This is a genomic window from Deinococcus marmoris (assembly GCF_001949125.1).
Classification (GTDB): Bacteria; Deinococcota; Deinococci; order Deinococcales; family Deinococcaceae; genus Deinococcus; species Deinococcus marmoris_A.
Window position 1 is genome coordinate 94,714 of record NZ_MSTI01000028.1, and the last position, 11,648, is coordinate 106,361.

At 63.7% G+C, this 11,648-nt stretch carries 14 protein-coding genes and 1 pseudogene; 6 read left to right on the plus strand and 9 right to left on the minus strand.

Annotation, left to right across the window (positions count from 1 at the left end):
* Window positions 1-51: 51 nt before the first annotated feature.
* Together BOO71_RS04315 and BOO71_RS04320 are read left to right on the plus strand one after the other, a co-directional pair.
* Window positions 52-813, plus strand: a complete 762-nt coding sequence (locus BOO71_RS04315) for an acyl-CoA acyltransferase (RefSeq protein WP_075830759.1) — start codon at window positions 52-54, stop codon at window positions 811-813.
* A 98-nt stretch (window positions 814-911) separates the two neighbouring features.
* A complete protein-coding gene (locus BOO71_RS04320) occupies window positions 912-1,457 on the plus strand; it encodes a single-stranded DNA-binding protein (RefSeq protein WP_075830739.1) in 546 nt (181 codons plus the stop codon).
* A gap of 108 nt (window positions 1,458-1,565) precedes the next feature.
* Here the strand turns inward: BOO71_RS04320 and BOO71_RS04325 are convergent, their stop codons facing one another.
* The 8 genes from BOO71_RS04325 to BOO71_RS04360 form a co-directional block, all read right to left on the minus strand.
* Complete coding sequence (locus BOO71_RS04325) at window positions 1,566-2,372, minus strand: alpha/beta hydrolase family protein (protein ID WP_075830740.1); 807 nt, start codon at window positions 2,370-2,372, stop codon at window positions 1,566-1,568.
* 142 nt (window positions 2,373-2,514) lie between these two features.
* Window positions 2,515-3,360 carry an alpha/beta hydrolase family protein gene (locus tag BOO71_RS04330; protein ID WP_139322737.1) on the minus strand — a complete coding sequence of 282 codons (846 nt, stop codon included), beginning with the start codon at window positions 3,358-3,360 and terminating at the stop codon, window positions 2,515-2,517.
* A complete protein-coding gene (locus BOO71_RS04335) occupies window positions 3,353-4,036 on the minus strand; it encodes a phosphatase PAP2 family protein (protein WP_075830742.1) in 684 nt (227 codons plus the stop codon). The genes BOO71_RS04330 and BOO71_RS04335 overlap by 8 nt, the downstream gene beginning before the upstream one ends.
* A gap of 106 nt (window positions 4,037-4,142) precedes the next feature.
* Window positions 4,143-4,607 carry a PepSY domain-containing protein gene (locus BOO71_RS04340; protein ID WP_075830743.1) on the minus strand — a complete coding sequence of 155 codons (465 nt, stop codon included), beginning with the start codon at window positions 4,605-4,607 and terminating at the stop codon, window positions 4,143-4,145.
* A gap of 189 nt (window positions 4,608-4,796) precedes the next feature.
* Window positions 4,797-5,672, minus strand: a complete 876-nt coding sequence (locus BOO71_RS04345; RefSeq protein WP_075830744.1) for an alkaline phosphatase family protein — start codon at window positions 5,670-5,672, stop codon at window positions 4,797-4,799.
* Window positions 5,669-6,262: a DedA family protein gene (locus BOO71_RS04350; protein ID WP_075830745.1), complete on the minus strand. Its 594-nt coding sequence runs from the start codon at window positions 6,260-6,262 to the stop codon at window positions 5,669-5,671. Before BOO71_RS04350 ends, BOO71_RS04345 begins: the two co-directional genes overlap by 4 nt.
* A gap of 67 nt (window positions 6,263-6,329) precedes the next feature.
* Window positions 6,330-6,728 carry a hypothetical protein gene (locus BOO71_RS04355; protein ID WP_075830746.1) on the minus strand — a complete coding sequence of 133 codons (399 nt, stop codon included), beginning with the start codon at window positions 6,726-6,728 and terminating at the stop codon, window positions 6,330-6,332.
* A gap of 110 nt (window positions 6,729-6,838) precedes the next feature.
* The gene (locus BOO71_RS04360; protein WP_075830747.1) at window positions 6,839-7,645 is read right to left on the minus strand and encodes a COG4705 family protein; all 807 of its coding nucleotides are present in this window, start codon (window positions 7,643-7,645) and stop codon (window positions 6,839-6,841) included.
* Between the two features lie 207 nt (window positions 7,646-7,852).
* On the opposite strand from BOO71_RS04360, the gene BOO71_RS04365 reads away from it, so the two are divergent.
* Genes BOO71_RS04365 through BOO71_RS04375 form a run of 3 tightly spaced genes read left to right on the plus strand, consistent with a single transcriptional unit; the run spans window position 7,853 to window position 10,162 of the window.
* Window positions 7,853-8,692, plus strand: coding sequence for an undecaprenyl-diphosphate phosphatase (locus BOO71_RS04365; RefSeq protein WP_075830748.1), 840 nt, complete (start codon window positions 7,853-7,855; stop codon window positions 8,690-8,692).
* Between the two features lie 10 nt (window positions 8,693-8,702).
* On the plus strand, window positions 8,703-9,380 hold the full coding sequence (locus BOO71_RS04370; RefSeq protein WP_083652975.1) for an ABC transporter ATP-binding protein: 678 nt from the start codon (window positions 8,703-8,705) through the stop codon (window positions 9,378-9,380).
* Window positions 9,377-10,162 carry an ABC transporter permease gene (locus tag BOO71_RS04375; protein WP_075830749.1) on the plus strand — a complete coding sequence of 262 codons (786 nt, stop codon included), beginning with the start codon at window positions 9,377-9,379 and terminating at the stop codon, window positions 10,160-10,162. Before BOO71_RS04370 ends, BOO71_RS04375 begins: the two co-directional genes overlap by 4 nt.
* A gap of 429 nt (window positions 10,163-10,591) precedes the next feature.
* Here the strand turns inward: BOO71_RS04375 and BOO71_RS04385 are convergent, their stop codons facing one another.
* Window positions 10,592-11,473, minus strand: coding sequence for a COG4705 family protein (locus BOO71_RS04385; RefSeq protein WP_303046712.1), 882 nt, complete (start codon window positions 11,471-11,473; stop codon window positions 10,592-10,594).
* On the opposite strand from BOO71_RS04385, the pseudogene BOO71_RS28225 reads away from it, so the two are divergent.
* Window positions 11,403-11,648 (plus strand): annotated as a pseudogene (locus BOO71_RS28225) (hypothetical protein); the annotation flags it as partial. The gene BOO71_RS04385 and the pseudogene BOO71_RS28225 sit on opposite strands and share 71 nt — an antisense overlap.

Below are 11,648 nucleotides of genomic sequence, written 5' to 3' on the forward strand. Positions count from 1 at the left end.
CCGCTCCCGAAACGCCCCTACGTGATCCGCGACGTGACCGATCCCTGGGCCATGCGCGGCCTGGAGGGGGTGCAGGTGGACGCCTGGGGCTACCCGGACCGCGAGGTGCTGCCCAGCAGCATGTTCCGCATCAGCTCGGTGTGCGGCGGCGTGGTGCTGGGCGCGTACGCGGCAGACGCGCCCGAAGGCGGGCCGCAGCTTCCCTTTGGGCTGGCCTACGGCTTTCCGGCGCTGGTGGGCGGGCAACTGTGGCACCACTCGCACCTGCTAGCGGTCCACCCCGACTGGCGCGGCAGCGGGCTGGCGGTGGCCCTCAAGTACGCGCAGCGTGAGCGGGTGCTGGCGCAGGGCATACAGCGCATGACCTGGACCTTCGACCCGCTGATCGCCCGCAACGCCCGCCTGAATCTGGGCAAGCTGGGCGCGCGGGCCGTGTCTTACCATCCCGACTGGTACGCGATGGGCGACGATCCGGCCACCGCCTTTCCCGCAGACCGATTGATGATCGAATGGGATCTGTCTCAGCCCCGCGCCGCCCATCCACCCCCCGCCCCAGACGGCGAGGTGGTGCTGGCCGCTGTGCCGGAGGGCGAGGAACCGGACGCGCCGAGGTTGAATCTGAATGACCCGCAAGTGCTGGCCGAGGTTCCCCGCAAGGCCGAGCTGATGAACGAGGCGCTGCGCCTCGGCTGGCGGCTGGCGCTGCGCGAGGTGCTGGGCGAGTACATGGGGCGCGGCTACGTGGTCACGGACGTGGCCGCCGATGGCGAGCGGGTGTATTACGTGCTGACGAGGGACCCTCAGACCGCCTGACCGCAGGATGCCCCGCGTCTTGACGGTTAGACATTCAGGCATCTTCTGGCACACCACCACCCAAACTGTGTTATGTTATTTACGTAAGGGAGGTTCAATTGTTACACATAGAATTTATCACCGATCTGGGCGCGCAGGTGACCGTGGATGTGGAAAGCGCCGACAAGTTGCTGGACGTGCAGCGTCAGTATGGCCGTCTGGGCTGGACCAGCGGCGCAGTGCCAGGGGGCGGCTATCAGTTTCCGCTGGACAACGAGGCCGACTTCGACTGGTCCCTGATCGGGGCCAGAAAGTGGACCAACCCGGAAGGCGAGGACATGGTCATCCACAAAGGGATCGCCTACCGCCGCCGCGAACTGGAGGCCGTGGACAGCCGCAAGATGAAGCTGCCCGCCGCCGTCAAATATAGCCGGGGCGCACGCGGCACCGATCCCGAGCATGTGCGTGAGAAGGCCGATGGCGAATTCGAGTACGTGACGCTTGTCATCTTCCGTGGCGGGAAACGCCAGGACCGTTACGCTGCGCCGGGGGGAAACCGCGCCCCGCAGCAGGCCGCCCGTCCGTCCGCGCCCCGGCCCCAGCCTGTGGCAGCGGCGCGACCCGCGCCCGCCCCAGTGGCCCAGGAAGAAGAAACGCCGTTCTGAACGCGGTGCGGCTGGCGTCTGTCAGCCTGGCTTGCAATGCTGGAGGGGCGAGGCATCCCAACGCCAATCGCCTCCAGAAGAATCTGAAGGATGTCTCAGCGGTGTGGCTCAGCGGTGTGCCCCAAAAAACGCGCCGATCTGCCGCCCGATATCCGCGTTCACATACTGGCCGTTCAGGTGCGGCCCGGTTACCGCGATGATTTCGGTCTGCGCGCCTGCTTTGCGGGCCAGCGCCGCCAGCAGCAGGCCGTTCTTTTCACCGGCCACCATCCTGTCCTGCGGGCTGCTGACCACCAGCAACGGCGTTCGCTTGCCCACGAAGCCGCCGAAATCATTGACTGGATCATGCCCCCGCGTGGACGCCTGACCGTAAGCCGCCGCGACGGCTCTGGTTCGGCTCCTGGACGTCCGCACCGCATTACGCAGGTTGACCCAGCCTCCCACCACAGCCACGGCACCGACGGAAAGCCCCAACGTGCGCCGGTAGGCTATGAGCGTCGCGGGCAGGCCACCCATCGAGATGCCCAGGGTATAGACCCGTCCATCGTGCTGGAAGCGGGGCAGGGCAGCGCGGTAGGCCCGCCTAAGCGTATTGAGTGCCGCCGGGCTGCCCCAGGTGTCGCCCCCGCCGTCACTGCTCAGGAGCAGGGCGTAGCCCTGAACGTCGAGGGCGCTGAGCATGGCGTTGAAAGGCTTATGGGAGCTGCCGTCGCTGGCCTTTCCGCCCCGTCCGTGCGAAACGATCACCAGGGGGCAGGCGCGTTTCCAGCACGCGGGCGGCACGATCAATTGCGAGTCTCCAGCAGCGTCGGGCAGGATCAGCAAATGCCGTCCATCGGGAGTCAGCGTCCAATCAGCCCCACTCCATTTCTGATCGCAGCCCAGCAGAAGGCAGGCGGTCAACATGAGCGCCACGGCCCGGCATAGCTTAAACGTGGGTCTTCACCTCCACCTTTTTATCCCATTTCAACTGGAGTCCATATCAGTGTCTAGTGGAGGCAGAAGGAAGACACAGAATCTCAGCGCCAGGCTTGTTCAAAAGCGTCCGAATCCTGTCTCAGCGGTGCGCTCTGAAAAAAGCCCCGATCTGCCGCCCGATATCCGCGTTCACGTACTGACGGTTCAGGTGTGGTCCCATGACCCCGATCACCTTTGTCCGAGCGCCCACCTTGCGGGCCAGCGTCGCCAGTAGCAGACCGTTCTGGACGCCGTTGACGGCCTGATCCTGCGGACTGCTGACCACTAGCAGGGGTGTGCGCCTCCCCACGAACCCGCTGAAATCATTCACCGGATCATGCCCCTGCCTGGACGCCCCAGCAAACGCTGCCGCGACACTCCGGCCCCGACTCTTGGAGGTTCGCACGGCGTTATTTAAGTTGACCCGGCCCGCCACCAATGCAATGGCGTTGATAGGAAAGCCCAGCGTGCGCCGGTACGCCGTGAGCGTCGCGGGCAGCCCACCCATCGAGATGCCCAGCGTGTAGACCCGTCCATCATGCTGGAAACGGGGGAGAGCCGCGCGGTAGGCCCGCCGAAGGGTGTTGAGTGCCGTCGGACTGCCCCAGGTCTCGCGTCCGCCGTCGCTGCTCAGCAGCAGCACGAAGCCCTGAACATCGAGGGCGTCCAGCATCGCATCGAACGGCGCATGCGTGCTGCCGTCGCTGGCCTGCCCGCCCCGCCCATGCGAGACGATCACCAGGGGACAGGCACGCTTCCAGCACACGGGCGGCACCACCAACTCAGAGTCTCCAGCGGGATCGGGCAGGATCAACGAGCGCCGTCCGTCCGGGTCCAACTTCCAGCCTGCACCGCCCTGTATCTGTCCACCGCCCTGGGCCTGAACACTGCCCAGCGAACCGAGCGCAATGAGCGTCAGGGCCACCGCTTTCAATCCATTACGCATGCGTTTTCAAATCCACCTTTTCGTCTGACCGCAGCAACCGAGGAGAGCTGCCCAGCACGCTGTACGCGCCCAGCACGCAGGCCAGCCCGGTCAGCCAGCCCGCCAGCACGTCGCTGGGATAGTGGACGCCCAGCACAACGCGCCCGTAGCCCATCAGGAAGGCGTACAGGACAGCCACGATCAGGACGGGCCAGCGCCAGCGGCTGCGCCAGGCCAGCAGCACCACGAAGGTGGCCAGCGCCGCCGCAACAGTGGAGTGGCCGCTGGGAAAGGACGCGCCGTTTTCCACCACCAGCCGGGGCCACAGCTCCGGGCGGGCACGGGCGAAGATCAGCTTCATGGCGAAGGCGAGGGCCACCGAACTGCCCAGTCCCAGCAGCGCGAACACGGCCAGGGAACGGCGTTGAGTGAACCACAGGGCCAGCACGATGGCGATAAAGACCACGCCCATCGGGACGGGGCCGCCGAAGGTGTGGAGAAAGATGCTCAGGCTGGTCAGCGTGGGTGTGGCATGGGCGTGGACCCACAGCATCAGCGGCTGCTCGAAGGCGAAGCGCTGACGCTCCAGCACGTCCTCTGCGATCATGCCAATCAGGATCAGCGGCAGCAAAATGCCCAGCAGAAAGCGGATCAGGGCCACTGGGCGCAGGCGGGTCAGGGCAGGGGGCAGGTGCATATAGCCCAGCATGAACCGCGAAGGTAAAGCGGCGGTATACCAGACGAAACGACAAAACCACCCTTGCGGGTGGCTGCTGGAGGTCAGAGGCGGCGGTCAGTTCAGATCAATCGTCGTTCATTTCGTTGTCTTGGTCATTGTCGCCCGCGTCCCTCGCGCCCTGATACAGCACCTTGCCGTTACCTGCGTCGATGATGACTTCCTGGGTGCCGATCTCCACCTCGTAAACCAGGTAACCGTCTTCCTCGTCCAGCTTGATGCTGGTGACGGTGCCGGGAACGGCGGCCTGCGCGGCGGCTCTGGCCTGGTCCAGCGTGATCTTCGCCAGCTTGAGGTACTGGGCCGATTCCTGGGCGTCCGTCATTTCCACGCCCTTCTGCTCGGCGGGAAGCAGGATGCTGCCCTTGATCATGGGTTCCTGGGTAGCGTTCTTCGTCTGGGTCTGGGCCAGTGGCTGGGTCATGGCCGGGGCCGCTTTGGGGGCAGTCTGGGCCAGGGCGAATCCGGCGAGGGGCAGAGCGGCAATCGCGGCGGTGATGGTCAGCAACATGGTCTTGGTCTGTTTGTTCATGGTGGGTCTCCTTGAGAGGGGGTTTGAGGGCAACGGTTGATCCGTTCACCTGCCATCAGGTTGCCCGACAAAGGTAAAGGACGCGTATAGCACGGTATATTCGGCCTATAGGCAAGAGGCAGCAAAGGATGCGGACTCCCGCAACTGTCGGGGAAGTCCAGTGGTCAAGCGTGGGCGTCTTTTGGGGAGCTATGGGCCGAACAGATCCGTCATCGGTCTGGCCGTCGCCGCCTCCCGCAGCGGGGGTAGCCCCCAGCCGTCCTGCAAGGTCCGCAGCAGCGAGTAATGGTTGTACGGCTGCGCCGAGGTCATACCGCGTGGCCCGGCCTTTGTGATGACCACGGTGGCGAGTTTGCCACCACCCCCGGTTGTGTCGCCGCCCTCCGATTCATCAAAAGTAATGACGATGGCTGCATGGCCTGTCCAGGCACTCGACGCCATGATCCTGTCCGTCCAGACCTTGATAAAGGCGTCGCCCGTGCGTTGCAGCCCCGGCCCCCGCAGGCAGTTCAGTGCGCCGTGCATGTCGTGGCACACGTCCGGCACGATCAGGGCGAAGTTTGGCGCTTTGCCGGAGTTCAGATCGGCGCTCAGGGCGTCCAGCTTCACGACATTCTGGCGGCGCTTGGTATCGTCGGCAATCACCGACGACAGCATGAAGGGGTTGTGTTTCTTGCCGTAATTGCCCGCCGCGCCGCCGTCCCAGCCGACGCTGGGCAACCCCTGAAAGTAGCCCTTCCAGCTCAGCCCGGCATGTTCCAGTTGCAAGGCCAGATTGTCGCCCCCAAAGCTCTGGCGTGGATCGTCACTGTGGCTGCCGAAGGTGGAGCCGAAGAGCAGCGCCACGTAATTGGGCAGGCTGGGATGCGCCACGCCCGTGTAATTCGTTGCCAGCGAATACTTTTGTGCCAGCGCGTTCAGCGTCGGCAGATTGGGATTGCCGATGGCCTGCGCGTAGCCCGTGTTTTCCATGACGATCACGAAAACGTGGGAGAAGGGCTGGGGAGCGGCTTCTGTGGACGAGATCAGCGACGCGGCCACCAGACTGAAGGCGAGAGACCTCATCCCTTCACGGTCCGCGCCCGGCGCAGTTCCACGGCCACCGGAATAAAGCTCAGCACGATCACCACGCCGATCACCAGCAGGATGTAACGGTCCAGGTTGGGAATCAGCCCGCCCAGCAGGTAGCCCAGCAGCGGCACAGCCAGCGCCCACAGCAGCCCGCCCAGCACGTTGTAAGACACGAATCGCGCGTAGGACATGCCGCCCACCCCGGCCATCGTGGGGGCCACCGTCCGCAGCACCGGAATGAAGCGGGCCATGATCAACGCCTTGCTGCCGTATTTGTCGAAGAAAGCGCCGGTGCGCGCCACGTATTCGGGCTTCAGCAGGCGGCTTTCGGGGCGGCTGAACACGGCGGGGCCAAAGCGGCGGCCAATCGCGTAGCCCACGCTGTCGCCGATCACCGCGCCCAGAAAAACAGCCAGCATGATTCCCGGCAGGTTGAGGCTGCCTGATCTGGCGAGAATACCCGCCGTGATCAACAGGCTGTCACCGGGCAGAAAAAACCCGGCCAGCAAGCCGGATTCAGCGAAAATCATGCCAAAGATGCCCAGGTAAGACACGCTCTGGATCAGGTGCGGAAGATCAAACATGCGGGTAGCGTAGGCAACGAAGGTATAGGGACGGTATACGCACTCAGGTCAGGCTCCGCATGCAGATTCAGCGAATGGCAGAACCCTGTGTCTGAACCGCCAGCACGGGGCGGCGCAGCATGACGACGCTCAGCACCACGAAAGCCGCTTCCAGAATCAGCGAGATGATCTCGGCAGGTTCGGCCCAGTTGCCGATGTCACCGCGCGCATTGGGCAGGCCCACCGTGCGGGTCAGGGTGTAGGCGAGGATGGCCCCGCCCGAAATCAGCAGGCCCAGCGCGTAGCCGTTTTTCCAGTGCGAACTGAGCAGCCACGCCCCCGCCGCCGCGCATCCGGCCACCAGCAGAATGTACAGCCAGCCCAGGTAGGCGGTTTCCCCCAGCTTGTCGGGAATGTCCCGGAAGTGCATCCAGCCGATCCCAGCGAGGAGCAGTAAGCCAAACCAGTGGTCCTGTAGGTGTTTCATCGTTTCTCCCTTGTGGTGCCTTTTTAAGAAGCCGAGTTTCCTCTTTAAGAAGCCGAGTTTCCTCCGGCTGACCAGAGGAAACGAGGACGAAGAGATACTTTTTCAGACACTTATGCGGCGTTCACGTCTGCGTCACTCAGGGCCACCTGATTGCGGCGGGTCACTCCCAGGTAACTCACGACGGCCAGAATCGCGGCCAGGAAAATGAAGCTGGTGACGGTGGTTCCCAGTCCCAGGCCACCGTCCGCTCTGGCCTGCGATAAAAAGTCCCCGATGGATGCGCCCAGCGGACGGGTCAGGATATAGATGATCCAGAAGGTCAGGATGCTGCCCAGCTTCAGGTACACATGCGCCAGCGCGGTCAGGGCAATAACGCCAGCGAACAGCAGCACCGAATTGGAATAGCCCAGGGCCAGTTTCTCGGCCAGCAGATCGCCCGTCGCCGTGCCCAGTGCGAAGGTAAACAGCACCGCCAGCCAGTAAAACGCCTCACGCCTCGCCGTGAAGATGCTGTGGATGGACAGCGTGCGCTCACGCAGATACCACGCGGTAAAGGTGGCAGCCAGGGCGGCGGCAAAGATGGCACTGCTCGTCCACAGGCTGACGCCGAAATTGTCGGTCAGGTTGTCCGTAATCAGCGTTCCCACCACGCTGATCAGCACGATGGCGAGCCAGTACACGCCAGGAACATACTTCTTCAGACGAAATTGCACGATCAGTACGGCAATCAACAGTGCGCCCATGATCAGGGAGGTGCCGGTCAGACCCAGATTGAGGTTGGTGTTCAGGTAATCGGCAGCAGTCTCACCCACGGTGGTGGCCAGTACCTTGATGATCCAGAAGAAGGCGGTGACTTCCGGCACCTTGCTGATCAGCGTTCGCAGGGTGTTGCCCTGTGTGGGGGCGGCGGCGGTCATGCCCGGCCTGTAGGCGCAAAACCTGTACGCGCAGAGAAGAAGAACAGGGCGGACGTGATGCAAGTGCATTGATTCATCGGGGAAGCCTCCTGCGCGGGGTCTGGTGCAGCGCTGGGGCAGCGTAGGTGTGGTGGGTATAGACGCGGTATAGCGTTGACTTGCCGCCCGGTATACCGGATCTATACCTTCACCCCTTAGCTTGCCATCATGAATCCAGAAGTACAGGCCGTGGTGCTGGGCGTCGTCGAGGGACTGACCGAATTTCTACCGATCTCGTCCACCGGACACCTGATCGTCGCCGAGCGACTGATCGGTTTTAAGGACACCGGCGAAGTCTTTACGGTCGTCATTCAACTGGGCGCGATTCTGGCCGTGGTCTGGTTCTACTGGCGCGAACTGCTGCATCAGGTCACACGGCTGTTTCAGGGCAGCCGCCGGGCCAGGGGGTTCTGGCTCAATCTGGTGGTGGCCTCCATCCCCGCCGCCGTGATCGGTCTGCTGTTCGAGAAGGCCATCAAAGCCGCGCTGTTCTCGCCGCTCACGGTGGCCATCACCCTGATTCTGGGCGGCGTGGTGCTGTGGTGGGTGGAAACGGCCCGCAAAGAGCCGGTTCAGGAAAACACAACCGACATAAAGACTGAACCCGATCTGGACAGCGTGACCTTGCGTCAGGCCGCACTTATCGGCGTGGCTCAGGCCGTGGCCGTGATTCCCGGCGTGTCCCGCAGCGGCGCGAGCATCGTAGGCGGCCTGCTGACCGGCCTGAACCGCGTGACCGCCACCGCCTTCTCGTTCTTCATGGGGATTCCGGTGCTGGGCGGCGCGGGGCTGTACAGCCTGTACAAGGCCAGAAATGCGCTGGGCAGCATTCCTGGTGGTTCGCTGGCCCTGATTCTGGGCACGGCGGTGGCCTTCGTCACGGCGCTGATCTCGGTGGGCTGGCTGCTGAAGTATGTCTCCACCCACGACTTCCGGGGCTTCGCCGTGTACCGGGTGATCGCTGGAGTGCTGATCCTGGTCCTGATCGCCACGGGCGTGATGCGGTAGAACGGGACCTGTGCAAAGTCAGGCTGTCCCAGATCAAGACCTTCTGCTCTCGGCGCGTGGCCTGAGCCGTAGCGTGGCCTCCCGGCGGCTGTGGCAGGGCGTCGATCTGGAGGTGGGCAGGGGTGAGCGGCTGGCCGTCTCCGGGCCATCGGGTGTGGGCAAGAGTCTGCTTTTGCGGGCGCTGGCGGGCCTGGACGCGCTGGAAGGTGGCGAGGTCTGGTTGCGCGGCAGACCCCAATCAAGCTGGCCGATGCCCCAGTTTCGTGCGGAGGTGATGTACCTGCTGCAACGCCCCGCGCCCGCATCTGGCACGGTGAGCGCGCATCTGGCCGAACCGTTCGGTTTCAAGATTCACGCCGGGAAAAGCTACCGTTCCGAAGACGCCGCGCGTTTGCTGGAACATCTGGGCCGCCCCTCTACTTTTCTGGATCAGGACGCCGCTCGGCTGTCCGGCGGCGAGGCGCAACTGGTGGCGCTGGTGCGGGCCTTGCTGCTGTCGCCCACAGTGCTGCTGCTGGATGAGGCGACTTCAGCGCTGGACGCTGAAACGGCGGAACTGGCCGAGACGCTTCTCCAGACGTGGCTGGACACTGGCCCCGCGCGGGCACTGGTGTTCGTCAGCCATGACCGCGCGCAGCAGGAACGCTTTGCCACCCGCATCCAGCTTCTCTCTGGAGTCGGTGCATGAGCGTCCCCATTTCCCTGTTTCAAGTCGTGCTGGCGGCGGCGCTGATGGGCCTGAGCGTGCTGCTGTCCTGGCGGCTGCGCCTCGGCCTGGGCCGCGACATCCTGATCGCCGGGACGCGCATGACCGTGCAACTGCTGCTGGTGGGTCTGATCCTGGGCTGGGTCTTCGCGCTGCGGTCTCCCTGGCCGATCCTGGGCATCGGGCTGGTCATGACCGTGCTGGCCGCGCAGGCTGCCGTGGGCCGCACGAAGGGGCGTTATCCGGGCATCTTTCTGGACGCCTTCGCCGCCATCTTCGGCAGCTCGTTCATTCTGACCGGGCTGGCCCTGAGCGGCATCCTTCAGATCAGGCCGTGGTTCGAGGCGCAGTACGCAGTGCCGATCCTGGGCATGGTCCTGGGCAACACCCTGACCGGTGTGTCGCTGGCGCAGGACCGCTTTACCTCTGATCTGGGGGTGGGCCGAAGCGCCGTGGAGGAACGGCTGGCGCTGGGCGCAACCCGCTGGGAAGCCGCGCACGACACCGTGCAGACCGCCGTGCGGACGGGCATGGTGCCGACGCTGAACAGCATGGCGGTGATGGGTCTGGTCAGCCTGCCGGGCATGATGACCGGGCAGATTCTGGCGGGGGCGTCGCCGGGCGTGGCGGTGCGCTACCAGATCGTGATCATGTTCGTGATCGCAGCCAGTTCGGCGCTGGGCAGTCTGGGCGCAGTGCTGCTGGCCTACCGCGCGCTGCTGGACTCACGTGACCGTCTGCGGGGGGAGAGGCTGGGAAAGTAAAGGTTACGCTGAATTTCAGTGGGTGCTTGCCAACGCCAATGGCGTTTCCACTGGCTGTGAGTTGGCATCCTGCACCGCAGCGGCGACGTCCAGCATCCGCCAGATCGAGTGCTTCTTTTACCAGCATCCCCTGTGTCCTCTCGACGTTGCCCGTCTGGTTCTGGCGCTGCTCCCCGATGGGAAACGGCGGGAATTCACCCTTGACCGCACCTTCTTGACCCTCAGGTCAGGCAAACTCGCCAAACGCCAGAGTACTTATACGGATTCCGTCTGTTTCGTGCAGAAATCGGGACTGCGCCGATCCCTCCACTCCACGCCCGGAACCCGTTTTTCTCCTGCTCACTATCGTCGCGAACAGACGCCCATGAGGACGCTGCTCCTCCCGCTCGGATTACGGGTGTTTTCAACACCCTCTAATCGGAGTCCGTACTAGTCTGTCGGTGCCAGCGCCTCACCCCGCGCAGCAGAACGGCCCTGGTGTACAGCGCTTGTCAGCACAAAGACCAGGATCAAAACGCACAGACCCAACGTCACAGCACCTGTCCCCCAACCCAGTCCACCCTGACTGTGCGGCACTGCCATCCAATCCGCGAATGACGCGCCAACAGGCCGCGTAATCACGTAAGCCCACCAGAAGGCCAGCACCGGACTGAATTTAAACCGCACGCGCGCCAGGACCGGTAAAGCCATCAAAGCCGCGAACAACAAGCCCGAGGTGAGCCAACCCAGTCCCAACGTGCGGGCGGTAAAATCGCCGGCAGCCGTACCCAGCGCGAACGTCGCCAGCACGGTGGCCCAGTAAAATAGCTCGCGGCGGCGGGTGGTGACGCTGTGAATGGAAAGTGTGCCCTCTGAGCGCTGCCAGAGGGTAAAGATCACCCCGAGCGCCAGCAAAAAACCGAGTGTGGAAACCCAGTACGGGACGCCAAACCCAACGTGTACAGCGTCGGCGGCCAGCGTACCAAAGACGCTGATCATGATGACGGCAAACCAGTACAGCGGCGCGGCGTAGCGCCTGGCCCGGAGTTGCAGCGCCAGAGCAACCACAAAGACGCTGCCGGTGAGAGCGACGGCAGGCAGCGGCCCCAGGCGATGCGCCAGAAAGTCTGAAGCGGTTTCGCCCATGCCGGTGCTCAGCACTTTGATGATCCAGAAAGATGCGGTAATAGCTGCGACTTTACTCAGTGCAGTACTCCGGAAGGTTTTTGACGAATGGGGTGGGGATCGTCCATGTTGATGTGTGGCAACAAAACGGACGACCCCCAGCCAGATTCTAGCGGCCCTGCTCCCTGGAACCAGCCTGCGTTCCACCCAGGCCGCCTATCTTCAGGTGCTGTTGGTGCTGTGGCTGGTCGTTCCTGGACGACTGAATTTCACCAATCTGGCCCGCTATGGCGGGCCATCTGAGCGAACCCATCGCGCCTGGTTCCAGAAACCAATGCCGTGGGTGGAGTTGAACACCAGTTTGATCTTGCAGATGCAAGAT

What these genes read in the sequence shown, in the direction of transcription:
- BOO71_RS04315 (WP_075830759.1), top strand. Translation starts at nt 52, where the DNA reads ATGCGCGGCCTGGAGGGGGTGCAGGTGGACGCCTGGGGCTACCCGGAC.
- BOO71_RS04330 (WP_139322737.1), bottom strand. Translation starts at nt 3,360, where the DNA reads ATGCGTAATGGATTGAAAGCGGTGGCCCTGACGCTCATTGCGCTCGGT.
- BOO71_RS04335 (WP_075830742.1), bottom strand. Translation starts at nt 4,036, where the DNA reads ATGCACCTGCCCCCTGCCCTGACCCGCCTGCGCCCAGTGGCCCTGATC.
- BOO71_RS04340 (WP_075830743.1), bottom strand. Translation starts at nt 4,607, where the DNA reads ATGAACAAACAGACCAAGACCATGTTGCTGACCATCACCGCCGCGATT.
- BOO71_RS04345 (WP_075830744.1), bottom strand. Translation starts at nt 5,672, where the DNA reads ATGAGGTCTCTCGCCTTCAGTCTGGTGGCCGCGTCGCTGATCTCGTCC.
- BOO71_RS04350 (WP_075830745.1), bottom strand. Translation starts at nt 6,262, where the DNA reads ATGTTTGATCTTCCGCACCTGATCCAGAGCGTGTCTTACCTGGGCATC.
- BOO71_RS04355 (WP_075830746.1), bottom strand. Translation starts at nt 6,728, where the DNA reads ATGAAACACCTACAGGACCACTGGTTTGGCTTACTGCTCCTCGCTGGG.
- BOO71_RS04360 (WP_075830747.1), bottom strand. Translation starts at nt 7,645, where the DNA reads ATGACCGCCGCCGCCCCCACACAGGGCAACACCCTGCGAACGCTGATC.
- BOO71_RS04365 (WP_075830748.1), top strand. Translation starts at nt 7,853, where the DNA reads ATGAATCCAGAAGTACAGGCCGTGGTGCTGGGCGTCGTCGAGGGACTG.
- BOO71_RS04375 (WP_075830749.1), top strand. Translation starts at nt 9,377, where the DNA reads ATGAGCGTCCCCATTTCCCTGTTTCAAGTCGTGCTGGCGGCGGCGCTG.